The organism is Pseudoxanthomonas sp. F37 (genome assembly GCF_022965755.1).
Lineage (GTDB): Bacteria > Pseudomonadota > Gammaproteobacteria > Xanthomonadales > Xanthomonadaceae > Pseudoxanthomonas_A.
The window spans coordinates 1,454,571-1,480,722 of sequence record NZ_CP095187.1 but is presented as its reverse complement, the minus strand read 5'-3'; the positions used below and the strand labels follow the sequence as shown (position 1 = coordinate 1,480,722).

The window sequence follows — 26,152 nt, the reverse complement described above, 5'->3', positions numbered from 1 at the left end:
TCAGGGCGCGCCGGCCGCCCCGCCCGCGGCGGCGGTGCGGGCTTCGGCCTCGGCCTGCGCACGCGCGGCGAACAGCGTTCCGGGGGGCGGCTGGCGGGTGAAGTACGACTGGATGCCGTCCAGCACCGCGCTGGCGACCTTGCGCTGGTGCGCGGGGTCGAACAGGCGCTTCTCCTCGTCGGGATTGGAGATGAACCCCGTCTCCACCAACATCGCCGGCATGTCGGAATTGCGCAGCACTTCGAAGTTGGCGAACTCGATCTGCGGCTTGTGGGTCTTGCCCAGCCCCTTCAGCGAGGTCAGCACATGGCCGGCCGCATCCTGCGACGCCTTCATGTGGCCGCTCTGGGCCAGGTCCAGCAGCACGTTGGACAGCGTGTCCCGGGTCAGGCGCACGCCGCCGACCAGGTCGGAGGCGTTTTCCTTGTCGGCCAGCCAGCGCGCATGCTGCGAGGACGCCCCGCGCAACGACAGCACGTAGACCGACGAGCCCCAGGCGCTGCGGTTCTCGGCCGCGTCGGCGTGGATGGAGACGAACATGTCCGCCTTCGCCGCGCGCGCCTTGCGGGCGCGCTGGGGGCGCTCGACATACACGTCGTTGTCGCGGACCAGGTAGGCCTTCATGCCGGGGATGGCGTTGATCTGGCGCGCCAGTTCCTTGGAAATGGCCAGCACCGCATGCTTTTCGTAACGGCCACTGGGGCCGATGGCGCCGGGATCCTGGCCGCCGTGGCCGGGATCGATCGCGATGACCAGCGGGCGCGTGCCGGCGGTGGCCACGGACGGTTTCGGCGGCTCGGCGACGGCGCCAGCGGGTCCCTGGGCGGACGTCGCCGCCGCAACAGGGGCGGGCTGGCCGGTGGCGATGGTGTAGGCGGGGCGCTCGCTGGAGGTGGCCGGTGCCGGGATGGGCGTGCTCTGGCCATTGAGGATGGCCTGCGGCGAGGGCGACGTGGCCCTCTGCACCGGCGCGGCCGCCGATGGGGCAGGCACCGTGCCCGCCTGCACCACCTGCGCGGTCAGCAGCGCCGTGGCGCGGGCCGCCTCCGTCTGGGTCGAGCCTGGGGCCACAGTCGGCGATGCGGCGGGTGCGGCGGGTGCGGCGGTCGCCGCCACCGCTTGGGCGGGTGCGGCCTGCGGAGGCGTGGCGGCGGTCGATGCCGGCGCAGCCGGGCCGTCGCCCGGCCACTCGATCACCAGGCGCGATACGCCCGCCACCTGTTCCATGCGGGGCTTCAGCGCGGCGACCGGGGATGCCAGGTCGAAGACGATGCGCAAGGTGTCGGCGTCCGGCTGCCCGGTGCGCACGGCGCGCACGATACCCGTGGGCGACGGCAGCCGCAGCCCGGCCTTCGCCTTCGAGGCCGGCAGGTCGACGACCAGCCGGTCGGGGCCTTTCAGGCTCAGCGTCCTGTATTGCCCGGCGCCTGCCAGCTGGATCTCCGCGCGCGTCCCGGTACTGCCCTGGTCCACCGAAATGCCAGTGACCTCACCCGCCCACAGGGCGCACGGCGCTGAGGCGAGCAGGCCCGCGAAGGCCAGGCGCAGCATGGTGGTGGGGGTCCCCGGGCTCATGCCGCGGATTCAAGCACCATCGCCTCACAAATGCAAGGCGTTTTCCCTTAATAATCCGTGACCTGCCGGATGTTCCTAATCGGACTGGAGAGATGACGCCGTTAACTCGCCTTCCGTCGCCATGCGCGCCAGCCACCGCTCCCCATCAGGCGAGGCCGCCGCAAGCCGTGCCATCCGGCCGTTGCCCTCCACCGCCAGGTCCACCTGCAGATCGGCCCGCGGCAGTGCCGCGCCGCCCCGTTCCGGCCATTCCACCAGCCAGAGCACGGCCGCTCCTTCGTCCAACCCCAGGAATTCCAGCTCGCCCGCGTCGCCGATGCGGTACAGGTCCAGGTGCCAGGCTTCACCGCCTTCCACCGGATAGCGTTCCACCAGCGTGTAGGTGGGGCTGCGGATGGCGCCCGCCACGCCCAGTGCGCGCAGCAGGGCACGGGCAAGGGTGGACTTGCCGGCGCCCAGGTCGCCGCGCAGGTGCACGACGGCGACCGCAGGACGCGTGCGTGCCAGTGCCTGGCCCAGCGCCTCGGTGGCGTCGGTGTCGGGAAGGAACAGATGCATGGGGCGATTCTATGCGCTCAGGGCACGCACGATCAGTGAATGCACGACTCAGGGGTTGGCCAGGCGGCGCACGTGCGGGAGCAGGTCCGACGGCAGCAGCCCACGCTCGCCGTCCCAGGCGGCGGCATCGCCCGCCAGCCCATGCAGCAGCGCGCCCGCGCTCGCCGCATCGAAGGCCGACAGCCCCTGCGCGCGCAACGAGGCGATGATGCCGGTCAGCAGGTCACCCATGCCCCCCACCGCCATGCCGGGGTTGCCCGCCGCCACGATGCGCGTCGCCTGTCCGCTGGCGACGACAGTACCCGCGCCCTTCAGCACCACGACGGCCGCGTATCGCTGTGCGATGGCCCGCGCGGCGCCGACGCGGTCGCGCTGGATGTCCGCCGCGTTGCAGGCGAGCAGGCGCGCGGCCTCGCCCGGGTGCGGCGTGAGCACCGCATCCTGCAACGGATGCGCTGCCGCGGGCAGCAGGTTCAGCGCATCCGCGTCCACCACCAGCGGCAGGCCGCTGCGCAGCGCATGGTGGAACAGCGCCTGCCCCCATTCGCCCTGGCCCAGGCCCGGGCCGACGGCCACCACGCGGGCACGCGCGACCAGGGGAGCAAGGTCATCGCTGGATTCCACCGCCCGCACCATCGCCTCGGGCCGGCGCGCGAGCAGCGAGGGCACGTGCGCCGGCCGCGTGGCCACGCTCACCAGGCCGGCCCCCGCACGCAGGGCGGCTTCGGCGCACAGCGCGATGGCGCCACCACTGCCCTCATCGCCGCCGATGCACAGCACGTGGCCGGACTCGCCCTTGTGCGTATTGCGTCGCCGCGGCAACAACCACTGCACCAGCGCATCGCGGTCGAGCAGTGCGGCATCGGCGGGCACGCCTTCGAAGCTCTCCCCCGGAATATCCAGTTCCTCCAGCGCGAGCTGGCCGGTGTATTCCAGCGCATCGCCGGTGTGCAGTCCGACGTGCCGCACGATGAACTGCAGCGTGCGCGTGGCCAGCACGGCAGCGCCGGGCGCGCTGCCGCGATCGGCATCCACGCCGCTGGGAACATCCAGCGCGAACACCGGCGCGGCCTGCGTGTTGATCGCATCGATCAGGGCGCGAGCCTCGCTTTCCGGCGCACGCGACAGGCCGATGCCGAACAGCGCATCCACCACCAGGTCGGCATGCGGCAGCACGGCGTCGAACAGCGCGACCCGTCCGCCGGCGGCCACGTATTCGGTGCATGCGCGCTGCGCGATGGGGTTTCCCGGCACGTGCGAACGCACGTGCACCACCTCCACGCTGCGTCCGGCGCGGTGCGCATGCCGGGCAAGCACGTAGCCGTCGCCGCCATTGCTGCCCGGCCCGCACACCACGACGATATGCTGCGCTTCGGGCCAGTGCTGCAGCACGTGCTGCCACGCCACCTGGCCCGCGCGCTGCATCAGCACGTAGGCGTCGCCGCCGAGCGCGCGCGTGGCGCGCTGGTCCAGCGCCCGCGCGGCTTGCGTGGAGTACAGGGGCCAGGTGCCGGACATGGCCGGATTCTAGGTCCGCGCAAGGTTGCGGGGAAGTGAAGCCGGCCGGCCTCCTATAATCCGCGCATGCCCGCTCCCGGCCCCCCTGCCGCCCTGCCCGATCCGTCGCAGCTCGCGCAACGCGTGCGCGCGCTTGCGCAGGAGTTCGGCTTCCAGCGGTGCGGCATCGCCGGCATCGAACTGGGCGAGGACGAACAGCACCTGCGCGACTGGCTGTCGCAGGGGTTGTACGGCTCGATGGACTGGATGGCCCAGCATGGCGACAAGCGGTCGCGCCCGCAGGAACTGATTCCCGGCACGCTGCGGGTGATCTCGGTGGGCCTGGACTACGGCCGCAACGACAGCGACGATGCCTGGGACACGCTGCAGGACGGCACGCGCGCCTATGTCGCGCGCTATGCCCTGGGCCGCGACTATCACAAGCTGATGCGCCACCGCCTGCAGAAGCTGGCCGAGCGGCTGCAGCAGGAGGTGGGCGCGTTCGGACACCGCGTGTTCGTGGATTCGGCGCCGGTGCTGGAGCGCGCGCTGGCGCGCAATGCGGGACTGGGCTGGATAGGCAAGCACACCTGCCTGATCGACAAGGATGGCGGCTCGTGGTTCTTCCTGGGCGAAATCTACGTCGACCTGCCGCTCCCGATCGATGCACCGGCCAGCGCGCATTGCGGCACCTGCACGCGCTGCATCGAGGTCTGCCCCACGCAGGCGATCACCGCGCCTTACCGGCTGGACGCGCGCCGCTGCATTTCCTACCTGACCATCGAGCACGAGGGCGCCATCCCCGAAGACCTGCGGCCGGCCATCGGCAACCGCATCTTCGGCTGCGACGACTGTCAGCTGGTCTGCCCCTGGAACAAGTTCGCCAGGCGCACCGACGAACCCGACTTCCGCGCGCGCAACGGGCTGGACGTGGCGACGCTGCCGCAGTTGTTCGCGTGGAGCGAAGACGAATTCCTGCGCCGCACGGAGGGCTCGGCGATCCGCCGCAGCGGGCATGAACGATGGTTGCGCAACATCGCCGTCGCGCTTGGCAACGCGCCCACCACGCCCGAGGTGCTGGTCGCGCTGGAAAGCCGCCGGGATGATCCCTCAGCCGTCGTGCGCGAGCACGTGGCCTGGGCGCTGGCGCGTCACCGCCTTCCCGTGGAAGCGGGGTAAGTCGCCAACGGCACCAGGCCAGAACGCGCGCGACTTACCTCGCTCCCACGCGTTCCGGAAGAAAGCAGTGCTGCGGACCCCTCACCCGCGCGCCGCGATCTCGGCCAGCAGCGCCCGGGTCACCGGATCCTGCGCCTCGGTTTCGCCCTTGAGCGCCGGCAGCAGGCCATTGGCCAGCTGCTTGCCGAGCTCCACGCCGAACTGGTCGAACGCGTTGATGCCCCACAGCACGGACTGCGCGTAGACGCTGTGCTCGTACATCGCGATCAGGCCGCCAAGCGCCTCGGGGGTCAACGCGTCCAGCAGGATCAGCGTGCTGGGGCGACCGCCGGCGTAACTGCGGTGCGGATCGTCGCTGCGCTGCCCGTTCGCGAGCGCCTCGCTCTGGGCCAGCAGGTTGGACAGCAGCGCCTGGTGGTTCTCGGCATACGGCGCGTCGCTGTTGACCGTGCCCACGAAATCCAGCGGCACGATGCCGGTGCCCTGGTGCAGCGCCTGGAAAAAGCTGTGCTGCACATCCGTGCCTGCGCCGCCCCACCACACCGGCACCGTGTCGGCGTCGACCGGCGTGCCGTCCAGCTTCACCGACTTGCCCAGGCTTTCCATGACCAGCTGCTGCAGATAGGCCGGCAGCAGCGCAAGGCGCTGGTCGTAGGTCATCACGCCCTGCGCCGCATGGCCCAGCACATTGCGGTTCCACACCGCGGTAAGCGCATGGCGCACGGCGATGTTGTCGGCCAGCGGCGTGTGGACGGCGTGCGCGTCGAAGTCCGACGCACCGGCCAGCAGACGCTCGAAACGGTCGAAGCCGATCGCCAGCGCGATCGGCAGGCCGACCGCGGACCACAGCGAATAGCGGCCGCCCACCCAGTCCCACATCGGCAGCACGCGCGCGGGCGCGATGTCGAAGGCCGCGGCGGCGCGCTGGGGATTCGCGCTGACGGCATAAAGCCGCTCGCTGCCACCCAGCCAGTCCCGCAGGATGCCGCCATTGAGCAGGGTCTCCTGGGTGCCGAACGTCTTGGAGATGAGGATCGCCGCGGTGCGCGCGGGGTCGAGCGGAGCGAGCGTGCGCTGGGCGGCCGCACCGTCGACGTTGGACAGGAAGTGGACCCGGAAGCGCCCCGGCAGCGGGTCGCGCAGCGCGTCGGCCACCAACCGCGGCCCCAGGTCGGAACCGCCGATGCCCACGCTCACGATGTCGGTGATGTCGCTGGCCTCGAGCTGCGCGATCAGGTCCGCCATCCGCGCGCGCACCTGCAACGCGCTTTCGTGCGCCTCGCGCGCCACGGGGGTGTCGGAATGGCGTCCGCGCAGCGCGGTATGCAGGGCTGCGCGCTCTTCGGTGACGTTGACCTTCTCGCCGTCGAACAGGCGGCGGAAAGCGACGGCCAGGTCCGCCTGTCGCGCATGCTCCACCAGGGCCTGCCACGCGGCCGCGTCGTAGGACTGCCGCGCGAAGTTGAAGTAGAGCGGCCCGCTGCGCAGGGCGTGCGCGGCCACCCGGCCGGGCTCGCGCGCCAGCAGACCGCTCAGGGGGGCGCCACGCAGGCGCGTGGCGTGGGGCTGCAGCGCGTCGAAACCCTGGCTCATGTCAGGCGGCCTGCTTGGGAATGCTGCGGTTGGTGTGGGTGATGCGGTTCTGGCCGTCCACGTACACCAGCGTGGGCTGGAACTGGTCGGCTTCCTGCTCGCTCATCGACGCGAACGCCGCGATGATGATCAGATCCCCCACCTGCACGTGGCGCGCGGCGCCGCCGTTGAGCGAAATGATGCCACTGCCTTCGTCCGCGCGGATCGCATAGGTGGAGAAGCGCGCGCCGTTGGTGACGTCCCAGATGTGCACCTGTTCGAACTCGCGGATGCCGGTGGCGTCCAGCAGCAGGCCGTCGATGGCGATGGAGCCTTCGTAGTTCAGCTCCGAATGGGTGACGGTCGCGCGGTGGATCTTGGTCTTGAGCAGGCTGAGGTGCATGGCGGGCGGAATCTGGATCGGGAACGCGAAGTTTAGCCCCTTGCGCCTGGGGCGGCATGCATGGCCGTGCAACACCGCGTCCGCCGCTGGCGCGTTCAGAACTCCAGGTTGTCGATCAGCCGCGTGCGTCCCAGCCTGGCCGCGATCAGGGCGACGCGCGCACCGGCTTCGCCGTCGGCCGGCTCGCTCAGGTCGGGACGACGGACCACCGTGTAGTCCACGGCGAACCCGACCTCGGTGAGCCGCCGCGCCGCGCCGGCTTCCACCTGCGCACGCGGCAGGCCGGCGAGCAGGCCGTCGCGCATGGCGAGCAGCGCCTTGCGGATCTCCCCGGCGCGCGGGCGCTCGTCGGCGGACAGGTACTGGTTGCGCGAACTCATCGCCAGGCCGTCGGCCTCGCGCACGATGCTGCCGGCCAGGATCTGCACCGGGAACGCCAGGTCGGTGACCAGTTGCCGGATCACCGCGAGTTGCTGGTAGTCCTTCTTGCCGAAGGCCGCCACGTCGGGCTGCACCTGGTTGAACAGCCGGCTGACCACCGTGCACACGCCGTCGAAGTGACCGGGGCGGTGCGCGCCTTCCAGCACGCCGCTCACGCCCGGCACGTGCACGTTGGCCGCCAGTTCGACCCCGAACGGATACATCGATTCCACCGTCGGCAGCCAGAGGACGTCGCAGCCGGCGCCTTCGAGCCCGCTCATGTCCGCTTCCGGCGTGCGCGGGTAACGGGTGAAGTCCTCGTTGGGACCGAACTGGGTGGGGTTGACGAACACGCTGGACACCACCCGGTCGGCGTACTGGCGCGCCAGCATCACCAGCGAATAGTGGCCGGCATGCAGGTTGCCCATCGTCGGCACGAAGCCGACCCGCAGGCCCTGCTGCTTCCATTCCCTGACGCGGGCCCGCAGCGCCTCCAGTTCGGTGATGGTCTCGATCATCGTGGCCCCTGTGGCGTGTGGTTTGCGCGCGGCGCGGTCAGTAGGAATGGGCGTGGTCGGGGAACGCCCCGCTGCGCACCGCGTCGGCATAGGCGCGGACCGCGCCCGCCACCGAACCGCCCTCGGCAAGGAAATCCTTCACGAACTTCGGGCGCCGGTGGCCCGTATCCAGGCCGAGGAAATCGTGCAGCACCAGCACCTGCCCGTCGCAGCCGGGGCCGGCGCCGATGCCGATGGTGGGAATGGCGAGGTCGGCGGTGATGGCGGCCGCCAGCGAGGACGGCACGCATTCCAGCACCAGCAGCTGCGCGCCGGCCTGCGCGACAGCGCGGGCCTCTTCGCGCAGGCGCGCCGCGGCGGCCTCGTCGCGCCCCTGTACGCGGTAACCGCCGAACTTCAGCACCGACTGCGGGGTCAGGCCCAGGTGCGCGCACACCGGGATGTCGCGTTCGGCCAGGAAACGGATGACCTCCAGCTTGTGGCCCGCACCTTCCAGCTTGACCATCTCCGCCCCGGCCTGCAGCAACGCGATGGCGGCGTCCAGCGCCCGCTCGGGCGTGGCATCGGACTGGAACGGCAGATCGGACACCAGCAGCGCCCGGCTGAGGCCGCGGGCGACGGCGCGGGTGTGGTAGACGATGTCGTCCACGGTCACCGGCAGCGTGGAGTCGTGCCCCTGCACCACCATGCCCAACGAGTCGCCGATCAGCACCAGGTCCACGCCGTTGGCATCCAGCACGCGCGCGAAGCTGTTGTCGTATGCTGTCAGCATCACCAGCTTGCGGCCCTCGCGCTTGGCGTCGGCGAGTGCGGGAACGGTCCAGGGCTTGCTGTCGGCGTGCGTGCTCATAGCGCCTTATTATCCACTCATAGCGGATGGATGTTGGACATTTCCAGCACGGACACAGCATCCCGCGCATCGCCGTAACCCGGGATACGGGCGTCCGGCCACACGTCCAGCAGCGGCACCAGCGCGAAAGCGCGTTCGTGCAGGTGCGGATGCGGCACGCGCAGGCCCGGCAAGTCGATCACCGCATCGCCGTACAGCAGCAGGTCCAGGTCCAACGAGCGCGGACCCCAGCGCTCGCCGGCGACGCGATGGCGCCCGAACTCGGCTTCCACCGCCAGCAGCAGGTCCAGCAGCGCGCGCGGCGCGAGCGAGGTGTCCACCAGCGCCACGGCGTTGACGAAGTCGGGCTGGTCCTGCCGGCCCCACGCCGGCGTGCGGTAGAAGCGCGACACCGCACGCAGCGCCACGCCATCGCGCGCGGCCAACACCTCGACCGCCTGCCGCAACGTGCCGACGGCATCGCCCAGATTGGCGCCCAGGCCGACGGCGGCCCGGATGTCCGGCGTCATTCCGGCGACGCGGCCGTGCTGCGGCGCCGGCGGCGGCGGCGCTTGACGGGCGGCGCGCCCTCGTCGGCCAGCGCGTCCACCGCCGGAGCGACGCCGAGCGCGGCCGCCAGTTCCTCGCCCGACTGGGTCTGCGCCTCGCGCCAGAACGCCACGTCCTCGGCATGCTCGGGCGAGGCCGCCAGCCGCAGCACCAGGAAATCGAAGGCCGCCCGGAACCGCGGATGCGACAGCAGGCGCATCACCCGCTTGCGCTGGCGGTTGCCGAAGCGGGTCTGCAGCAACCAGATCTCCTGCATCGGCAACGAGAAGCGGCGCGGCAGCGCCACGGTATTCAACTGGTGCAGGGTGACGCGGTCGGCCGCGCGGCGCTGCGCCTCCTCGGCATGCACGCCCTGCGCCTGCAGGCCCATCAGCGCGCGGCAGTAGGCGGGCCACAGCAGCAGGGCGAACAGGAATGCGGGCGACACCGGTTCGTCGTTGGCGACGCGCTGGTCGGTTCCGGCCAGGCCCGCCAGCACCATCCGGCGCAATGCGCCGCTGCGGTTGGAGGCCAGCGCGGCCGCCGTCTCCGGGAACAGCACCTTCAGCAGGCCGAAGCGCTCCAGCCCTTCGAAGCTGGCGACGCCATGCCCGGACAGGAACAGCTTCAGGATCTCCTCGAACAGCCGGGCGGGCGCGGCCTCGGCCAGCAGGGGCGCCAGCGGCGCGATCGGCGCCGCGGTATCGGCATCGATCTCGAAATCCAGCTTCGCGGCCAGCCGCACCGCGCGCAGCATGCGCACGGGATCCTCGCGGTAGCGCTGCTCGGGGTCGCCGATCAGCTTCAGCCGCCGCGCCATCGTGTCCTCGAAGCCGCCGACGTAGTCGCGCACCGAGAAGTCGTCGATGGCGTAGTACAGCGCGTTGGCGGTGAAGTCGCGACGCACCGCGTCGTCCTCCACCGTGCCGTACACGTTGTCGCGGACCAGCCGGCCGTTGTCCATCTCGCGGTCGCCGCTGCCGTCGTCGACATTGGCGCGGAAGGTGGCGACCTCGATGATCTCGCGCCCGAACACCACGTGGGCCAGGCGGAAGCGGCGCCCGATCAGGCGGCAGTTGCGGAACTGCTGGCGCACCTGTTCGGGCGTGGCGTCGGTGGCGACGTCGAAATCCTTGGGGTGCCCGCCCACCAGCAGATCGCGGACCGCGCCCCCCACCAGGTACGCCTGGAACCCTGCGTCCCGCAGGCGGTAGAGCACGCGCAGCGCGTTGGGGCTGATGTCCTTGCGCGAGATGGGGTGCTGGTCGCGCGGGATGGTTCGCAGAGCGGTGGACGGCGTAATAGCGGCGGTTCCATGCAGGAGGGGTCACACGGCGGCCCGGACTGATTGCCCTGGGCGAGCCCGTTGCATATACTAATCCGCTAGGCCGGTTTCACCAAAAACGCTCCCTTCGTCTAGTGGTTAGGACGTGGCCCTCTCAAGGCTAAAACAGGGGTTCGAGTCCCCTAGGGAGCGCCATCCGGCCAAGGCCGCGGGTTGAGATCCGCGGCAGGTGGAACGACCAGAACCCCGCTCCGGCGGGGTTTTGCGTTTCCAGCGCTGGCCGGCGCCGCATTAAAACCGGTTTAATCGCTACTCCCTAGCATGGGGGTCCCGCCACCCCGAGGCACGCTCGTGTCGCGCCTGCTCCTGGTTGAAGACGATCGTATGCTCGGCGACGCGCTGGCCGCCGCACTGGCGCAGGACGGCTGGTCGATCGACCGCGCCGGGGATGCCGCGTCCGCACGCCTGGCGCTGATCGACCACGGCTACACCGCGGTCCTGCTGGACCTGGGGCTGCCCCGCGGCTCCGGCCTGGACGTGCTGGCCTCGCTGCGGCAGCGCTACGACACCACGCCGGTGCTGATCATCACCGCCCGCGACCAGCTCAGCGACCGCGTGCGCGGCCTGGACGCCGGCGCGGACGACTACATCGTCAAGCCCTTCGAAGCCGGCGAACTCGGCGCGCGCCTGCGCGCCGTGGTCCGCCGCACCCAGGGCCGCGTGGCGCCCGTGCTGCGCCATGGCGAGATCGTGCTGGACCCGGCGGACCGCTCGGTGCGCCTGGGCGATCGGCCGGTGCGGCTGGGCGTGCACGAGTACCGCACCCTGCTGGCGCTGATGGAACGTCCCGGCCGGGTGATCGCGCGCGACATGCTGGAATCGCTGGTCTACGGCGGCGACGGCGCGATCGAGAGCAACACCATCGCGGTATACATCCACCAGTTGCGCAAGAAGTTGGGCGAGGGCGTCATCGTCACCGTGCACGGCTTCGGCTACCGCCTGGGAGATGGCGAATGAGCCATTCGCTCAAGTCCAAGCTGTTGCTCGCGGTGATGACCCCGCTCGCGGTGGGATGGGGCTGCTGGCTGGGCAGCCAGCATTTCCAGATGACGCGCCAGCAGAAGGGCCACGACGACCTGTTCCTGCAGGAGGTCAGCGAGCAGATCCTGCTGTCGATGCCGGCCAACCTCACCGCCCTGGGTGATGGCCCGCGTCTGCGGCTGCCGACGCAGGCGAGCGTGGCAGGCCGCAAATTCGAGACGCTGCGCTACCAGGTGTGGATCCTCGGCCGCGACAAGCCCGTCGTGTTGTCCGATGGCGCACCCTCGCAGCCGCTGAAGGCCGACTTCCGCCCCGGCTTCGTGGTCACCGAAGTGGCCGGCGAGCCCTGGCGCGTCTACGCGGTCACCGATGCCGGCGGCCGCATCCAGGTGCAGTCCGGCATGGCCCTGTCGGCGATGCGCGCCGAGCTGGCGTACTGGGTGAAGGTCAGCGTGTGGAGCGGGATTGCCATCCTGCTGATCCTCGGCATGAGCGTCGGCCTGGCCATCCACTGGAGCCTGCGCCCGATGAACCGGCTGCGCCGCGAGATGGCGCAACGCGAAGCGCACGACCTGGCCCCCCTGCCCTCCGCCGGCCTGCCGCGCGAGATCAGGCCGCTGGTGGACTCGTTCAACCTGCTGCTGGAGCGGCTGTCGGAGGCGATGCGCGGCGAACGCCAGTTCCTCGCCGACGCCGCGCACGAGCTGCGCACGCCGCTGGCGGCCCTGCTGACCCAGACACAGGTGGCCTTGCGCGCCGGCTCGCAGGCCGACGCGCGCGCGGCCCTGGAGCCGCTGGTGCAGGGCATCCAGCGCACGTCGCGGCTCGCGCAGCAGCTGCTGGATTCGGCGCGCGTGGAGGCCTCGCCGTTGCGCGAAGAGCAGCCGACCGTGCAGCTGCCCGATGTCGTCACGATGGTCGCACGCGAATTCGAATCGATGGCGGCGCGGCGTGGCCAGACCATCAGCGTGCACGCCGAGCCGGCCAGCGTGCGCGGCGACCTGGACGATCTCGGCATCCTCGCCCGCAACCTCATCGACAACGCGGTGCGCTATTGCGGCGAGCAGGGGCGCATCGAGATCGCCTGCGGCACCGAGGACGAGGGCCGCACGGCCTGGCTCTCCGTGCGCGACAACGGACCGGGCGTGGCGCCCGAGGAGCGCCAACGCGTCTTCGAACGGTTCTTCCGCGGCAGCCACGGCAATGGCGAACGCGGCAGCGGCATCGGGCTGTCGCTGGTCCAGCGCATCGCGCAGGCGCACGAAGCGACCCTGGTGGCGGGCGACGGCATCGCCGGCCGCGGCTTCGGCTGCCGGGTGCGCTTCGCGGCCGCACCCGACAACCCCTGAGGGCGGATCATTCGGCGCGCCACCACGGCTGCGTGCCGTCCGGCTGGCGGATCGCCAGAGGGGCGCCGATGACGGGCGTGGCGATGTCCACGCCGGCATCGCGCGCCAGCGCATGCAGCGTTTCCATCGGTTCGCTCCAGCCATGGAAGGCCAGGTCGAACGTGCTGTTGTGGACCGGCACCAGCCAGCGGCCGCGCAGGTCCCGATGCGCCTGCAGCGTCTGCGCCGGCAGCATGTGCACGTCCTGCCAGCGGCGGTCGTAGGCGCCGCATTCCAGCAGGGTGAGGTCGAACGGCCCGAAGCGGTCGCCGATGGCGCGGAAGCCGTCGAAGTAGCCGCTGTCGCCGCTGAAGAACACCCGGGTGTCGCCCGCCTGGATCACCCACGACGCCCACAGCGTCCTGTTGCGGTCCAACGGCGTACGGCCGGAGAAGTGCTGCGAGGGCGTAGCGGTGAACCGCACGCCCGCCACGTCCGTGCTCTCCCACCAGTCGAGCTGCCGGATCCGCTCGCGCGGCACGCCCCAGCGCGCCAGGCGATCGCCTACGCCCAGCGGCGCCAGGAAGACGTCGGTCCTGGCCGCGAGCGCGACGACGGTGTCGCGATCCAGGTGGTCGTAATGATCGTGCGACAGCACCACGGCGGACAACTGCGGCAGCTCGTCCAGCGGCAGCGGCGGCGCATGGAAGCGCTTGGGTCCGGCCCATCGCACGGGCGATGCGCGCTCGGCGAACACCGGATCGGTCAGCCAGAAGCGGCCCTCGATCTTCAGCAGCACCGTGGAATGCCCCAGGCGATACACGGTGCCGTCGGGCGCCTGCGCCAGTTGCTGCGCGGACATCGCCTGCACCGGGATCCCGCCCGCGGGCACCGTGCCCGCGGGCTTGCCGCCGACCAGGAAATCCCACCAGAGCCTGCCGGCCTGCCGCCAGCCCAGCGGACGCGGCTTGCGTCCGTTCTGGAACCCGTCCTCGCCATACTGGGGCGACTGCGGATAGGCCAGCGTGCTGCAGCCGGGCGCGCCGGCGTACACCGCGGCCGTCGCCGACACGCATGCCATGGCGACCCTTCGCCGCCAACGCAGGTGCGCCGGCGCCCCGGCTTCGATCCGCTCACTCATCGCGCAGGCTCCGCAGCGATGTCGGGAACACGTACTGGATCACCGAAGCGGCCGCGGCCTGCCCCGGCAACGCCAGCGCGCCTGCCTGCGCCACCGGCACCTGCCAGCGCAGGTCGACGCAGCCCAGTTCGTCGGCCATGGCGCGTGCCGCGTCGAACAGTGCCGAGGCGGCACCGGAAGGCCGCGCCTCCGCGGACACGTACAGCGACTCCAGGTTGAAGTAGTAGGCGCGTTCGAGCATCGAGAAGCCGACGGTGCCGAAGGCATAGCCTTGCGGCATGCCGTCGCGTTCGCAGATCCACGCCCATGCGCGCAGGGGCGCCTCGAACAGGGCCTCCATCAGTTCCAGCACGCGACCGCCGGCGGCGCGCTGGGCGTTGGCCCCGGCCGGCGATTCCGCCATGTGGCGGTCGCAGAGGTGCATCAACGCAGCCGCGCAGGCGCGGGTCACGCGGGTGATGCGGACATGCGGCATGGGTTCGATGGCACGGATGGCGGGCGCGGCGAGGGCTTCGCCGCGCCGGGGAGCTGCGGTCAATGACATGGTGGGTTCCTCTTGAAGGAGACGGGCTGGCCTAGAAGCCGCGCGAGACGCCGATGAACAACGAGGCCGCGCGGTCCTTGCCCTCTTCGACCAGCGGACTGTCGCGCAGGGCGTCCGGCAGCGCGCGGTATTCGAGAGTGCCCAGCAGGGCCCAGCGTCCGGCGAACGGGCGGACCACGGTGACGCTGGCGCGCGCCAGGGTGGCCGCGCCGGGACGGTAAGCCACCACGCCCCGCGCGATCTCTTCGTCGAGCGTGCCGTAGTAGTAGTTGGCCATGTCCTCCGACAGGCGCACGGCCCCCACCGACGGGATCACGCGGGTGCGGCCGAACGCCAGCGGGTAGCTGTAGTCCAGCGCGACCGCATACCCGTCGCTGGTGCCGGTGACGTCGCTGCGCACATCGAGCTCCAGCTTGCCGGCGGCCCCTTTCCAGCTGGCCGCCATGCCGAGGTCGACGCTGTCGTCCCGGTCTTCCAGCAGGCTGCGGTCGACGCCACGCCGCGCGAGCTCGGCCACGCCGAAGTCGTCCGCGTCGATGCCGTCCAGGCGGCCGGCGACGAAGGCCCGCAGTTCGATCCGCTCGTCCGTGTGGACGCGGTAGCCGAAGGCGGCGCCGCGCAGGTAGAAGCGGTCGCCGTCGTAGGCGATGTTCGGAAGCAGGCGCGTGCGCGTGCCTTCGCCGGCGTACTCGCTGTCGCGATGGACCACCGCCAGGCCGGCGCTCCAGCGCGAGGAGACCTGGTCCTGCGCCTTGGCATCGGTGCGCTCGACGACTTGCGCGGCGGCGGACAGGGGGAACAGCAACAGCAGGGGCGTGCAGACGCGCAGTGCGCTCATGGGAGGGGCCTCGGGTGGGGGAGCCGGATATCCGGCCACGCCATGCTCCCGCAGCCTCTTTAAGAACTCCTTAAATCCGCTTCAGAGGTCGATGATGCCCCGACGCACCGCGATGGTGACCGCGTGGGTGCGGTCGTTGGCATCCAGCTTGGACAGGATGTTCTTCATGTGCGCCTTCACCGTTTCCTCGGAAATGCCGAGCAACTGGGCGATGCGCTTGTTGCCGTTGCCGTCGGCCACCTGCCGCAGCACCTCGATCTCGCGCTGGCTCAGGGCATCGTCGGAGGCGTGTTCGGCGATGCCGGCCGCGATCTCGGGCGGCATGCGGCGGCGGCCGGCGTGCACACTGCGGATGGTGTCCACCAGTTCGCGCCGCAGCATGCTCTTGAGCAGGTAACCCGCCGCCCCGGCCTTGAACGCGCGCAGCGCCTGCGCATCGCCCTGGTAGGTGGTCAACACCACCACCCTGGCTTCCGGGAATTCGCGATGGAGGGCGCCGATGGCCTCCACCCCGCTCATCCCGGGCATCTGCAGGTCCATCAGGGTCACGTCGGGGCGGCAGTCGCGGAACACCTGCAGGGCCTCCAGGCCGTTGGCGGCTTCGCCGACCAGTTGCATGTCCGGCTGGCCTTCGATCACCGCCGCGATGCCCTCACGCAACAGGGGGTGATCATCGACGGTCAGGATGCGGATCGGCATGGGAGCGGTCGGGGCGCGGCGCCGGGCACCGGGGAGGGGGACGTGTCATATCACGATACGAGGGCAGTCGCCGCGCAGGCAACTCCGGGACCGCATCGCGGATCGCCCACCCCCATTCGAGTGAGCGCCGGCCCGCCCTGATGGGGGTACGGGCGCAGCGCGGGGGCCCGCACCATGGCACGCGCCTGCCCGCCCCACCCGCCGCACACCCCTGTGGTGGCAGGCGCCTCCCGCCATCGCCGCCCGAGGACACCGCCGTGGATGCTCCCCCGTCCCTGTTCCTGCGCGAGACCGTCGCGCCCGCTTTTCCCTTCACCCTGCCGGCCATCTCAGGGTCGGCACCCCTCCAAGCACATGAAGCCCAGGCTGGCGCCCGGGGCCTGAGTCCGCGGGCGCTGGCACGCGCGCTGGACTACATCGAGCACCACATCGGCGACACCCTCACCCTCGCCGACATCGCCAGCGCCGCCTGCATCAGCCGCTTCCATTTCGCCCGCCTGTTCCGCGTCAGCACCGGGCGCAGCCCCATGGAGTTCGTGCTGGCCAAGCGCATCGCGCTGGCGAAGGAGCAACTGGCCCGCGGTCCGCAGAAGATCTCGGCCACGGCCGCATCGCTGGGCTTCTTCGACCAGAGCCATTTCACCCGCACCTTCCGTCGGATGACGGGCTATTCGCCGCGCGAGTTCTGCCACCTGCACACGCCGGTAACCCGATCCGCGTAACCCTGCCCGTCCGCCGCGTGCGGCGCGTCCCCTTTCCCGCTGGAGTCCTGCCATGGCCAAGGTCCTGATCCTCTACTACTCCGCCTACGGGCACATCGAGACGATGGCCTACGCGGTGGCTGAAGGCGTGCGCGCCGGCGGCGCGAGCGTCGACGTCAAACGCGTGCCGGAACTGGTGCCGGAGGACGTGGCGAGGAAATCCCACTACAAGCTCGACCAGCCCGCACCGGTGGCCTCCATCGCCGAACTGGCCGACTACGACGCCATCATCGTCGGTACCGGCACGCGCTTCGGGCGAATGGCCTCGCAGATGGCCAACTTCCTGGACCAGGCCGGCGGCCTGTGGGCCAAGGGCGCCCTGCACGGCAAGGTCGGCGCCGCGTTCACCTCGACCGCCACCCAGCATGGCGGCCAGGAGACCACGCTGTTCTCCATCATCACCAACCTGCTGCATTTCGGCATGGTGATCGTGGGGCTGGATTACGGCTACGCCGGACAGATGAAACTGGACGAAGTCACCGGCGGCTCGCCCTACGGCACGACCACCATCGCCGGCGGCGACGGATCGCGCCAGCCCACCGGGAACGAACTGGACGCCGCGCGCTACCAGGGCCGGCGCGTGGCCGAGACCGCGATCAAGCTGCACGGCTGACGCGCGCACCAGCGCGCACGCCGGTGCAATCCGGCGTGCACGCATGTCCGCGACAGTGGCGCGATCGTTCCTTCACGCCTGGAGCCCGACATGCCCACCGCCTCTCCTGCCGCCGGCAAGACCCTGCTCACGCCGGCCGACCACACCCTGGTCCTGATCGACCACCAGTCGCAGATGGCCTTCGCCACGCATTCCATCGACGTGGCCATGCTGCGCAACAACGTCGCGCTGGTGGCCAAGGGCGCCGCCGGGTTCGGCGTATCGACGCTGCTGACGACGGTCGCCGAGAAGTCCTTCTCCGGCCCGCTGTTCCCGGAAATCCCCGACGCGTTCCCGGACGCGAACGTGCTGGACCGCACCACCATGAACTGCTGGGAGGATGCGGCCGTCGTGGCCGCGGTGAATGCCTCCGGCAAGGGCCGCATCGTCCTGGGGGGGCTGTGGACCAGCGTATGCATCGTCGGACCGGCGCTGTCGGCGCTGGACCAGGGCTTCGAGGTGTACGTGATCGCCGACGCCTGCGGCGATGTCACCGGCGAAGCGCACGAACGCGCGATGCAGCGCATGATCCAGGCCGGCGTGCGGCCGCTGACCAGTGTGCAGTACCTGCTGGAACTGCAGCGCGACTGGGCACGCAGCGCCACCTACGACCTCACCACCGGCATCGCCAAGCTGCATGGCGGCGGCTACGGCCTGGGCATCCAGTACGCCAAGCGCATGTTCGGCGCGTCCGAGGGCGGCCACTGACGGCGCGCGCGATGGTCGCCCACACCGCTTCCGTTGTGCGTCCGGGCACGACATCGGCCGGCTTGCTGGTGCTGCGCCTGGCTGCCGGCGGCTTCCTGCTGCCGCATGGCCTGGGCAAGTTGCTGGGCTGGTTCGGCGGACCCGGTATCGCAGGATTCGCGGCCGAACTCCAGCACTTCGGCCTGCCCTCCGCGCCGCCGTTGCCCCTGCTGCTCGCGGCGCTGCAGACCCTCCTGGGCCTGATGGTGGTCGTGGGTGCATGCACGCGCATTGCGGCGCTGGGTTCGGCGGCGTTCCTCGGCGTTACCGTCGCCCTGAACCTCTCGCATGGCTGGTTCTGGATGCACGGCGGCATCGAGTACCCGCTGCTATGGTTGCTGGCCAGCCTCGCGGTCGCGCTGACCGGCGCGGGCGCCCTGTCCTTCGACGCCCTGCGCGCGGCACGCCGGGGGAGCGCGCATGGCCATTGACGATACGCGCCGCCACCTGCTGAAGAGCGTGGCGGCCGCGGCCACGCTCGCCGCGCTGCCCCGCGATGCCCGCCCCGGAGAGTCCCGCATGGCCGACCTGATCCTGCGCAATGCGCGCATCACCACGCTGGATGCGACACAGCCCTCCGCCAGCGCGATCGCCTTCGCCGATGGCCGCGTGCTGGCGGTGGGCGACGAGGCCCAGGTGATGGCGCATGCCCGCGACACCACCCGCGTGATCGATGCCGGCGGTCGCCGACTGGTGCCGGGCCTCAACGACAGCCACACCCACCTGATCCGCGGCGGCCTGAACTACAACCTGGAATTGCGCTGGGACGGCGTGCGCTCGCTGGCCGACGCCATGGCGATGCTGAAGGCGCAGGTGGCGGTCACGCCAGCGCCGCAGTGGGTGCGCGTGGTGGGCGGCTTCAGCGAATCGCAGTTCGCCGAGAAACGCCTGCCGACGTTGGACGAGTTGAACGCCGCAGCGCCGGATACGCCGGTCTTCATCCTGCACCTGTACGACCGCGCGCTGCTCAACCGTGCTGCACTGCGCGCGGTGGGCTATACCAAGGACACGCCGGACCCGCCGGGCGGCGAGATCCAGCGCGACAAGGCCGGCCATCCCACCGGCCTGCTGCTGGCCCGGCCCAACGCGCTGATCCTGTACGCGACGCTGGCGATGGGGCCGCGGCTGCCGGCCGAGTACCAGCTCAACTCCACCCGCCATTTCATGCGCGAGCTCAACCGCCTTGGCATCACCTCGGTGATCGATGCCGGCGGCGGTTTCCAGAACTATCCGGAGGACTACCGCATCATCGAACAGCTGCACGCCGAGGGGCAGCTGACGGTGCGCATCGCCTACAACCTGTTCACCCAGAAGAAGGGCGAAGAGCTGGCCGATTTCCAGCGCTGGTCGGCGATGGTCAAACCCGGCCAGGGCGACGACCTGCTGCGCCACAACGGCGCCGGCGAAATGCTGGTGTTCTCGGCGGCGGACTTCGAGGATTTCCGCGAGCCGCGCCCCGACCTGCCGGCGACGCTGGAAGGCGAACTGGCGAACGTGGTGCGCTTCCTGGCCGAACAGCGCTGGCCGTTCCGCATCCATGCCACCTACGACGAGAGCATCACCCGCGTGCTCGACGTCTACGAGCAGGTGAACCGGGAAGTGCCGTTCGACGGCCTGCACTGGATCGTCGACCACGCCGAAACCATCTCGCCGCGCAACATCGAGCGCGTGCGCGCGCTCGGCGGCGGCATCGCCATCCAGCACCGCATGGCCTACCAGGGCGAGTTCTTCGCGCAGCGCTACGGCAGCGACGCGTTGCGGCACACGCCGCCGGTGCGGCGGATGCTGCAGGCCGGGGTACCGGTGGGCGCCGGCACCGACGCCACCCGGGTCGCCAGCTACAATCCGTGGGTGGCGCTGTACTGGCTGGTCAGCGGGCGCACGCTCGGTGGGTTGCAGATGTACGGCGACGACAACCGGCTGGAGCGCCAGGAGGCGCTGCAGCTGTGGACGCACGGCAGCGCCTGGTTCTCCACCGAGCAGGCGCGCAAGGGCCGACTGGCGCCGGGCCAGTTCGCCGATTGCGCGCTGCTGTCGGCCGACTACTTCACGGTGGCCGAGGACGATATTCCCGATATCACCAGCGTGCTGACCGTGGTGGATGGACGCATCGTGCACGCCACCGGGCCGTTCGCGCCGCATGCGCCCGCCCTGCCCGCACCGATGCCGGACTGGTCGCCGGTCAACCGCTTCGGCGGCTACCAGGGCGGAACGCTCGCGCAGGCCAGCGCGGCGCTTGCGCATGCGCATGGCCCGGCCTGCCGCGTGCACGCGCACGGACATGCACACACCCATGCGGCGCACCACGCCGTCCCCACGCGCGACCTGCAGGCCTTCTGGGGCGCGCTCGGCTGCGCGTGCTTCGCGTTCTGAGCATGTCCGCACCTGCCACTCACGGCCCGTGGTCCCCGCTGGGACAGCCCACGTTCCGCGCGCTCTGGCTGGCCATCCTGGTCGGCAACATCGGTACGTGGATCCATGATGTCGCCGCCGCCTGGGTCATGGCCGAAACGACGGACTCGCCGCTGATGGTCGCCGCGGTGCAGTCGGCCACCACCCTGCCGGTGGTCCTGCTGGCGGTCATCGCGGGCACGCTGGCCGACATCGTGGACCGGCGACGCTATCTCATCCTGGCGCAGCTGTGGATGCTGCTGGTCGCCAGCACGCTGGCCGTGCTCGCCCACCTGGACCGCCTGGGCCCCTGGGTCCTGGTGGCGCTGACGTTCGCGCTGGGCATCGGCGCGGCGATGGCGATGCCGGCGCAGCAGGCCACCACGCCGGAACTGGTGCCCAAGCCGATGCTGGGCCCCGCGGTCGCGCTGGGCTCGCTGAGCATGAACATCGCGCGCGCCATCGGGCCGGCGCTGGGCGGCCTGATCGTGGCGCAGGCCGGCATCGCGTGGGCCTTCGCCGTCAACGCACTGACCTTCCTCGGCGTGGCGGTGGTGCTGTGGCGCTGGCGCCGCGCGCCGGCCACCTCGGTGTTGCCGCCGGAAACCTTCGGTGTCGCCCTGCGCGCCGGACTTCGCTACGCCACGCGCGCCAGCGTACTGCAGGCGGTCCTGGTGAAGGCTGCGTGGTTCTTCACCTTCGCCAGCGCACTGACGGCGTTGCTCCCGATCGTCGTGAAGCAGGACCTGCACGCGAGCGCGGGCACGTACGGCCTGCTGCTCGGCTGCATCGGCGCGGGCGCCATTGGCGGCGCGATGCTGCTGCCCGGCCTGCGCACGCGCATGGACCCGGACCGGATGGTGTTGTTGGCGACGCTGGCGTATGCCGCGTGCATCCTTGCCATCGCGTTGCTGCGCTGGGTGCCCCTGCTGTACGCCATCGCACTGCTGGCCGGCTTCGCCTGGATCGCGGTGCTGTCTTCGCTGCAGATCGCCGCGCAGACCGCGGTGCCGGCCTGGGTACGCGCACGCGCGCTGTCGCTGTACATCGTGGTGTTTTCCGGCGGCATGGCGGCGGGCAGCCTGGGCTGGGGCTGGCTGGCGCAGACCTTCGGCACGCCGCGCGCGTTGCTGGCCGCCGGCCTCGGCACCGCCGTGGCCGCACTCGTCGGCGCACGCTTCCGCTTGGGCGAAGCCGCGCATGTCAACGTGACGCCGTCCGGCCATTGGCCGCAGCCGGTGGTCGGCCCGGACCTGCACGACGATCGCGGTCCGGTGCTGGTGACGATCGAATACCGCATCGACCCCGCGCGGCGCGCGACCTTCCTGCAGCGCATGCAACCGCTCGGACGCGCGCGCCGCCGCAACGGCGCGCTGCAATGGGGCGTGGCCGAGGACAGCACGCAACCCGGCGTGTATCTGGAGTATTTCGTCGACGCTTCGTGGCGCGAACACCTGCGCCAGCACGAACGCGTGACGGAGGACGAGCGCGCCCTCCAGGACGCCTTGCTGGAGACGCTGGCCGATCCCGCGCAGCGGCCCCTGGTACGGCATTTCATCGGCGGCGCGCCGGGCGTGGCCCCGCCCTCCGCTGCTCCCGCCCAAGGAGGCCTTGCTTGAACGGAAAATTCATCGCCGGCCTGCTGCTGGGCTTCGCCATCGGTTTCGGCTGCCGTGCGTTCGGGGTGCCGGTACCGGCACCGCCGGTGCTGGTCGGCGCGCTGCTGGTGGTGGCGATGACCAGCGGTTACATGCTGGCCGACCGCGCGCTGGTCCGGCGCGAAGCGCGGCATCGACGCGACTGCGGCGGACCTACCGGCCACGGCGTGCGGAGCGACAGGCCATGATCACGGCACTGGTGGGCATCGTGCTTGCCCTGGCCATCGGCATCGCCTGCCGCTGGCTCGACATCCCGGTGCCCGCACCTCCGCGTCTGCAGGGTGCACTGCTGGTGGTGGCGATGACGGCGGGTTTCCTGGTCGCAGACCGATTGCTGGGCTGACAACGGCCCGAACGGAAAAGGGCGCGACAGGCGCGCCCTTCCCTTCGCCACATGACGACGCTTACTGCATCGCCGGCAGGTCGAACACCAGCACTTCGGCGCCGATGCCGCGTTCGATGCTGACCAGCGGCTCGTCGCGGTACAGCAGCGCATCGCCGGCCTTCAGCGCCTGCCCGTTGACGGTCGCCTCGCCGCGCGCGATGTGCACGTAGCCGAGCCGGCCATCCGCCAGGCGCAGTTCCGCCTTCTCGCTGCCATCGAACAGGCCCGCGTACATGCGTGCATCCTGGTGGATGCTGACCGAACCGTCGGCACCATCGGGACTGACGACCAGGCGCAGGCGGCCCTGCTTGTCGGTGGCGGGGAACGACTTCTCCTCGTACGAGGGCTGCACGCCCTGGCGGTCGGGGATGATCCAGATCTGCAGGAAGTGCGTGGTGCCGGTTTGGCTGTAGTTGAACTCCGAGTGCTGCACGCCGGTGCCGGCGCTCATGCGCTGCACGTCGCCGGGCACGATGCTGGAACTGTTGCCCATCGAATCCTTGTGGCCCAGCGCGCCCTCCAGCACGTAGCTGATGATCTCCATGTCGCGATGGCCATGCTCGCCGAAGCCGCGACCGGCGGCCACACGGTCCTCGTTGATCACGCGCAGCGGCCCCCAATGGACGTGCTTGTCGTCGAAGTAGTTCGCGAAGGAGAAGCTGTGCCAGGAATCCAGCCAGCCATGGTTGGCGTGGCCGCGCTCATGGGCAGGGCGGAGGGTGATCATGGCGGTACTCCTTGGAAGTCGGGTGTGGCGCACAGCATGGATATCGCCACCAATGGAATAAATATACAAAATACCTATTGATTGTTCTATTTTTGCAAAACAAGCAGCCTTGGCCGCCGCACGCCAAGCGTATCCGCAGGCCCGCGCACGATCGCGGACCTGCGTGCGCGGCCCACGCCGGCCGGCGGCTGCGACACGGCGTCGCAGTGCCGGTACGCGCGCAGCGGTCGGAACGACGTTCGATGCGCCATCGCCTGCCACGTGCATTAAACTTGCGCGGTTTCCGTTAGAGCCGCGTCTTCATGCCCTTCGTCGTCACCGAAAACTGCATCAAGTGCAAGTACACCGACTGCGTGGAAGTCTGCCCGGTGGACTGTTTCCACGAAGGCCCGAACTTCCTGGTGATCGATCCGGACGAATGCATCGACTGCACGCTCTGCGAACCCGAATGCCCCATCAACGCCATCTATCCCGAGGACGACGTGCCTGCGGGCCAGGAAGGCTATGTGGCGCTGAATGCGGAACTCTCGCGCGCATGGCCGGTGATCACCACGCGCAAGGATCCGCTGCCCGACGCGAAGGAATGGGAAGGCAAGCCGGGCAAGCTGCCGCTGCTCGAACGCTGATCCGCCTCCACGACGGCAACGAAAAAGGGCGCCACTGGCGCCCTTTTCTGTTCCCGTGAAGCGGGCGGATCAGCCGCCCAGCTTCGCCTTCAGCGCCGCCAGCAGCTTGGTGGGCGCAGCGCCGGTGGCGGGCAGGCCGCGCGGATCGACCGCGGAGACGTAGGCGCCGGCATCGACCGCACTCACGCGCACCAGGAAGCTGGCGCCCTCGTAGCTGACGTCGTAGGTGCCCAGCAGCTGCGCGCGGCTGGCGATGGCCACACCCTCGATACCGGACAGCGCTTCACCCACGCGGGTGAACGCCTCTTCGCGGCTGCCGCCGACGGTGAAGCCGCCCGCGGGTGCGGCGGTAGTGCTGCCGCCGGCCGCGGGAGCGACGTTCGGCACCTGCATGGCGCCGCTGGTGTTGGGCAGGTTGAGATCCGGCGGCACTTCCAGCGGGCGCGCTTCCGGCGCCAGCGCGTAATCGCCCTTTGCGCCCTTCTTGAACCAGGAGCAGCCGGCGACGGACACGACCAGCAGCACCAGGGCCAGCGGACGCACGAGGGAAGACGAATGACGCATGGAGTTCTCCTGGGTTCAGGCCGCGAGATCGTCGCGACTGGATTGTGCTTCGAGCGACTGCACCAATGTGGCGAGCCGGTCGGCGGTGGCGGTATGGGGGGCGGACAGCGGCAACAGCGGCAGGCGCAGGCCCTGGCCGAAGCCGGCCCGCTGCAACAGCGCCTTCACCGGAATGGGATTGGATTCCACGCCCAGGAACCCGTAGATCTCCTGCAGCTGCGCATCCAGCGCGGCCACGGCGTCGGCCCGGCCCGCGCGGGCCAGGTCGCACAGCCGGCGGAACGTACGCGGCAAAGCGTTGGAACCCACCGAAATCAGGCCGTCGGCACCGGCCAGCATGGCGCGCGCGGCGGTCGGGTCGTCGCCGCTGAGGATGGCGAATCCTTCACGGCGCAAGGCCAGCAGCGCAGCCATGCGCTCGGGCTCGGCGCGCGCTTCCTTGATGCCGACGATGCCGGGGTGGTCCACCAGCTCCGCCACGGTTTCGGGCAGCAGGTCGCAGCCGGTCCGGCCCGGCACGTTGTACAGCACCACCGGCAGGCCGCCCTGGTCGGCCACGGCGCGGTAGTGCGCCAGCAGGCCTGCCTGGGTGGGGCGCACGTAGGGCGGCGTCACCACCAGCGCGAACTGCGCGCCACCGGCCGACGCGCGGCGGGTGGCGGCGATGGTCTTGGCGGTGTTCATCTGGCCGGTACCCGCCAGCACCGGGATGCGCCCGCGCAGCGCTTCCACCGCGATGCGCAGCAGGGTGTCGTATTCCTCGTCGGACAGGGCCGCGGCCTCGCCGGTGGAGCCCGCCACCACCACGCCCTGCGTTCCACCGTCCACCTGCTGTTGCAGCAGCGCGCGCCAGGCGTGCAGGTCGAGCTCGCCCGACGCCAGGAACGGCGTGGCCAGTGCGGTGATGCTGCCGGAAAGGTGCAAGGTAAGGCTCTCGGTGGGGACCCGGCGCCCCGGAAGCGCGCGCGGGCGCGATCGTCCGGACCGCCTTCGATGTCCGCCGCATGTTACTTGCGGGCTCGAAGGGCGGGCAAGTATGCTGCCCGCGTCGCCAGGCGCTTGCCCGGCCGCCATTCAGCCTCACCGCAACGCCGGAAGCTCCTTTGACCGATTCCACGCCCCGGCCTTCGCCGACCGAAAACCACCTGCTGATCACCGCCTACACGACGCATCCGGAATCGCCGCTCCTGTCGGTGACGCGCCGGATCGCCGACAGCGGCTGCAATCTGGTGGATGCCCGGCTGGCCACCGTGGGCCGCGACGTGTCCGTCACGGCGCTGGCCACCGGTTCGTGGGACGCGGTCGCCAAGCTGGAGGCCATGCTGTCGCGCCTGGAGCGCGACGAGGGCCTGAAGCTGGTGTTCTACCGCACCGGTCCGAAGGTGGTGCAGTCCAACCTGCTGCCCTACATCGTGGAAGTGGTGGCCGCCGACAAGCCGGGCATCCTGTTCCAGCTGGCCGACTTCTTCGACCGCCAGGGCATCACCATCGAGAACCTGCAGAGCACGCGCTACCGCGCCATGCAGACCGGTGCCGAGATGTTCTCGGCCCAGGTCACCATCGGGGTGCCGGCCAACATGCACATCGCCGCGCTGCGCGACGATTTCCTCGAATTCTGCGACCATCTGAACCTGGACGCGATCATGGATCCGATGAAGTTCTGAC

Annotated in this window: 29 protein-coding genes and 1 tRNA gene; 14 read left to right on the top strand and 16 right to left on the bottom strand. The window is 70.5% G+C overall.

The window, feature by feature from the left end:
- The 3 genes from MUU77_RS06825 to MUU77_RS06815 form a co-directional block, all read right to left on the bottom strand.
- Nucleotides 1–1,551, bottom strand: coding sequence for an N-acetylmuramoyl-L-alanine amidase (locus MUU77_RS06825; protein ID WP_245094294.1), 1,551 nt, complete (start codon nucleotides 1,549–1,551; stop codon nucleotides 1–3).
- Between the two features lie 99 nt (nucleotides 1,552–1,650).
- Nucleotides 1,651–2,133: a tRNA (adenosine(37)-N6)-threonylcarbamoyltransferase complex ATPase subunit type 1 TsaE gene (gene tsaE, locus MUU77_RS06820; protein WP_245093108.1), complete on the bottom strand. Its 483-nt coding sequence runs from the start codon at nucleotides 2,131–2,133 to the stop codon at nucleotides 1,651–1,653.
- 48 nt (nucleotides 2,134–2,181) lie between these two features.
- Complete coding sequence (locus MUU77_RS06815; protein WP_245093099.1) at nucleotides 2,182–3,651, bottom strand: NAD(P)H-hydrate dehydratase; 1,470 nt, start codon at nucleotides 3,649–3,651, stop codon at nucleotides 2,182–2,184.
- A 66-nt stretch (nucleotides 3,652–3,717) separates the two neighbouring features.
- Between MUU77_RS06815 and queG the strand changes: the two genes are divergently transcribed.
- Nucleotides 3,718–4,809, top strand: a complete 1,092-nt coding sequence (queG, locus tag MUU77_RS06810; RefSeq protein ID WP_245093097.1) for a tRNA epoxyqueuosine(34) reductase QueG — start codon at nucleotides 3,718–3,720, stop codon at nucleotides 4,807–4,809.
- 81 nt (nucleotides 4,810–4,890) lie between these two features.
- Here queG and pgi read toward each other — a convergent pair whose 3' ends face one another.
- The 6 genes from pgi to pcnB form a co-directional block, all read right to left on the bottom strand.
- Complete coding sequence (gene pgi, locus MUU77_RS06805) at nucleotides 4,891–6,402, bottom strand: glucose-6-phosphate isomerase (RefSeq protein ID WP_245093095.1); 1,512 nt, start codon at nucleotides 6,400–6,402, stop codon at nucleotides 4,891–4,893.
- Between the two features lies 1 nt (nucleotide 6,403).
- Nucleotides 6,404–6,784: an aspartate 1-decarboxylase gene (gene panD, locus MUU77_RS06800; protein ID WP_162108577.1), complete on the bottom strand. Its 381-nt coding sequence runs from the start codon at nucleotides 6,782–6,784 to the stop codon at nucleotides 6,404–6,406.
- 95 nt (nucleotides 6,785–6,879) lie between these two features.
- Complete coding sequence (panC, locus tag MUU77_RS06795) at nucleotides 6,880–7,722, bottom strand: pantoate--beta-alanine ligase (RefSeq protein ID WP_245093093.1); 843 nt, start codon at nucleotides 7,720–7,722, stop codon at nucleotides 6,880–6,882.
- Nucleotides 7,723–7,759: 37 nt separating this feature from the next.
- Nucleotides 7,760–8,572, bottom strand: coding sequence for a 3-methyl-2-oxobutanoate hydroxymethyltransferase (gene panB, locus MUU77_RS06790; protein WP_245093088.1), 813 nt, complete (start codon nucleotides 8,570–8,572; stop codon nucleotides 7,760–7,762).
- Nucleotides 8,573–8,589: 17 nt separating this feature from the next.
- On the bottom strand, nucleotides 8,590–9,081 hold the full coding sequence (gene folK / locus MUU77_RS06785) for a 2-amino-4-hydroxy-6-hydroxymethyldihydropteridine diphosphokinase (protein WP_245093086.1): 492 nt from the start codon (nucleotides 9,079–9,081) through the stop codon (nucleotides 8,590–8,592).
- Complete coding sequence (gene pcnB, locus MUU77_RS06780; protein WP_245094290.1) at nucleotides 9,078–10,421, bottom strand: polynucleotide adenylyltransferase PcnB; 1,344 nt, start codon at nucleotides 10,419–10,421, stop codon at nucleotides 9,078–9,080. The genes folK and pcnB overlap by 4 nt, the downstream gene beginning before the upstream one ends.
- A gap of 84 nt (nucleotides 10,422–10,505) precedes the next feature.
- Here pcnB and MUU77_RS06775 point away from each other — a divergent pair.
- From MUU77_RS06775 to MUU77_RS06765, 3 genes are all read left to right on the top strand, one after another.
- Nucleotides 10,506–10,580 (top strand) — tRNA-Glu (locus MUU77_RS06775).
- A gap of 189 nt (nucleotides 10,581–10,769) precedes the next feature.
- Nucleotides 10,770–11,402: a response regulator transcription factor gene (locus tag MUU77_RS06770; RefSeq protein ID WP_245094287.1), complete on the top strand. Its 633-nt coding sequence runs from the start codon at nucleotides 10,770–10,772 to the stop codon at nucleotides 11,400–11,402.
- Nucleotides 11,399–12,775: an ATP-binding protein gene (locus tag MUU77_RS06765; RefSeq protein WP_245093084.1), complete on the top strand. Its 1,377-nt coding sequence runs from the start codon at nucleotides 11,399–11,401 to the stop codon at nucleotides 12,773–12,775. The genes MUU77_RS06770 and MUU77_RS06765 overlap by 4 nt, the downstream gene beginning before the upstream one ends.
- Nucleotides 12,776–12,782: 7 nt before the next feature.
- On the opposite strand, the gene MUU77_RS06760 is transcribed toward MUU77_RS06765, so the two are convergent.
- The 4 genes from MUU77_RS06760 to MUU77_RS06745 form a co-directional block, all read right to left on the bottom strand.
- Nucleotides 12,783–13,895 carry an MBL fold metallo-hydrolase gene (locus tag MUU77_RS06760; protein WP_245093082.1) on the bottom strand — a complete coding sequence of 371 codons (1,113 nt, stop codon included), beginning with the start codon at nucleotides 13,893–13,895 and terminating at the stop codon, nucleotides 12,783–12,785.
- Entirely contained in the window at nucleotides 13,888–14,439 is a 552-nt protein-coding gene (locus MUU77_RS06755) for a GNAT family N-acetyltransferase (RefSeq protein ID WP_245093080.1), read from the bottom strand. The genes MUU77_RS06760 and MUU77_RS06755 overlap by 8 nt, the downstream gene beginning before the upstream one ends.
- A gap of 31 nt (nucleotides 14,440–14,470) precedes the next feature.
- Nucleotides 14,471–15,277, bottom strand: a complete 807-nt coding sequence (locus MUU77_RS06750; protein WP_245093079.1) for a MipA/OmpV family protein — start codon at nucleotides 15,275–15,277, stop codon at nucleotides 14,471–14,473.
- An 81-nt stretch (nucleotides 15,278–15,358) separates the two neighbouring features.
- Nucleotides 15,359–15,976, bottom strand: a complete 618-nt coding sequence (locus tag MUU77_RS06745; protein ID WP_245093074.1) for a response regulator transcription factor — start codon at nucleotides 15,974–15,976, stop codon at nucleotides 15,359–15,361.
- A 257-nt stretch (nucleotides 15,977–16,233) separates the two neighbouring features.
- On the opposite strand from MUU77_RS06745, the gene MUU77_RS06740 reads away from it, so the two are divergent.
- The 8 genes from MUU77_RS06740 to MUU77_RS06705 all read left to right on the top strand — a co-directional run bounded on the left by MUU77_RS06740 (nucleotide 16,234) and on the right by MUU77_RS06705 (nucleotide 22,528).
- A complete protein-coding gene (locus tag MUU77_RS06740; RefSeq protein ID WP_245093072.1) occupies nucleotides 16,234–16,698 on the top strand; it encodes an AraC family transcriptional regulator in 465 nt (154 codons plus the stop codon).
- A 52-nt stretch (nucleotides 16,699–16,750) separates the two neighbouring features.
- Nucleotides 16,751–17,350 carry an NAD(P)H:quinone oxidoreductase gene (gene wrbA / locus MUU77_RS06735; protein WP_245093070.1) on the top strand — a complete coding sequence of 200 codons (600 nt, stop codon included), beginning with the start codon at nucleotides 16,751–16,753 and terminating at the stop codon, nucleotides 17,348–17,350.
- 90 nt (nucleotides 17,351–17,440) lie between these two features.
- Nucleotides 17,441–18,097 (top strand): hydrolase, encoded by a 657-nt coding sequence (locus tag MUU77_RS06730; RefSeq protein WP_245093068.1) that lies wholly within the window; start codon nucleotides 17,441–17,443, stop codon nucleotides 18,095–18,097.
- 11 nt (nucleotides 18,098–18,108) lie between these two features.
- On the top strand, nucleotides 18,109–18,567 hold the full coding sequence (locus MUU77_RS06725; protein ID WP_245093066.1) for a DoxX family protein: 459 nt from the start codon (nucleotides 18,109–18,111) through the stop codon (nucleotides 18,565–18,567).
- An 88-nt stretch (nucleotides 18,568–18,655) separates the two neighbouring features.
- Nucleotides 18,656–20,509, top strand: a complete 1,854-nt coding sequence (locus tag MUU77_RS06720) for an amidohydrolase (protein WP_245094285.1) — start codon at nucleotides 18,656–18,658, stop codon at nucleotides 20,507–20,509.
- Between the two features lie 2 nt (nucleotides 20,510–20,511).
- Nucleotides 20,512–22,146, top strand: coding sequence for an MFS transporter (locus MUU77_RS06715; protein WP_245093064.1), 1,635 nt, complete (start codon nucleotides 20,512–20,514; stop codon nucleotides 22,144–22,146).
- Nucleotides 22,143–22,373 carry a XapX domain-containing protein gene (locus MUU77_RS06710; RefSeq protein ID WP_185896581.1) on the top strand — a complete coding sequence of 77 codons (231 nt, stop codon included), beginning with the start codon at nucleotides 22,143–22,145 and terminating at the stop codon, nucleotides 22,371–22,373. Before MUU77_RS06715 ends, MUU77_RS06710 begins: the two co-directional genes overlap by 4 nt.
- On the top strand, nucleotides 22,370–22,528 hold the full coding sequence (locus tag MUU77_RS06705) for a DUF1427 family protein (RefSeq protein WP_245093062.1): 159 nt from the start codon (nucleotides 22,370–22,372) through the stop codon (nucleotides 22,526–22,528). The genes MUU77_RS06710 and MUU77_RS06705 overlap by 4 nt, the downstream gene beginning before the upstream one ends.
- Before the next feature lie 61 nt (nucleotides 22,529–22,589).
- On the opposite strand, the gene MUU77_RS06700 is transcribed toward MUU77_RS06705, so the two are convergent.
- A complete protein-coding gene (locus MUU77_RS06700; RefSeq protein WP_245093060.1) occupies nucleotides 22,590–23,297 on the bottom strand; it encodes a pirin family protein in 708 nt (235 codons plus the stop codon).
- Between the two features lie 302 nt (nucleotides 23,298–23,599).
- On the opposite strand from MUU77_RS06700, the gene fdxA reads away from it, so the two are divergent.
- The gene (gene fdxA / locus MUU77_RS06695; RefSeq protein ID WP_162110889.1) at nucleotides 23,600–23,923 is read left to right on the top strand and encodes a ferredoxin FdxA; all 324 of its coding nucleotides are present in this window, start codon (nucleotides 23,600–23,602) and stop codon (nucleotides 23,921–23,923) included.
- Nucleotides 23,924–23,992: 69 nt separating this feature from the next.
- Here the strand turns inward: fdxA and MUU77_RS06690 are convergent, their stop codons facing one another.
- Complete coding sequence (locus MUU77_RS06690; protein ID WP_245093058.1) at nucleotides 23,993–24,487, bottom strand: hypothetical protein; 495 nt, start codon at nucleotides 24,485–24,487, stop codon at nucleotides 23,993–23,995.
- A 15-nt stretch (nucleotides 24,488–24,502) separates the two neighbouring features.
- A complete protein-coding gene (gene dapA / locus MUU77_RS06685) occupies nucleotides 24,503–25,411 on the bottom strand; it encodes a 4-hydroxy-tetrahydrodipicolinate synthase (protein ID WP_245093056.1) in 909 nt (302 codons plus the stop codon).
- A 179-nt stretch (nucleotides 25,412–25,590) separates the two neighbouring features.
- Here dapA and MUU77_RS06680 point away from each other — a divergent pair, with 179 nt between their 5' ends.
- Complete coding sequence (locus MUU77_RS06680; RefSeq protein ID WP_056881142.1) at nucleotides 25,591–26,151, top strand: glycine cleavage system protein R; 561 nt, start codon at nucleotides 25,591–25,593, stop codon at nucleotides 26,149–26,151.
- Nucleotide 26,152 lies beyond the last annotated feature (1 nt).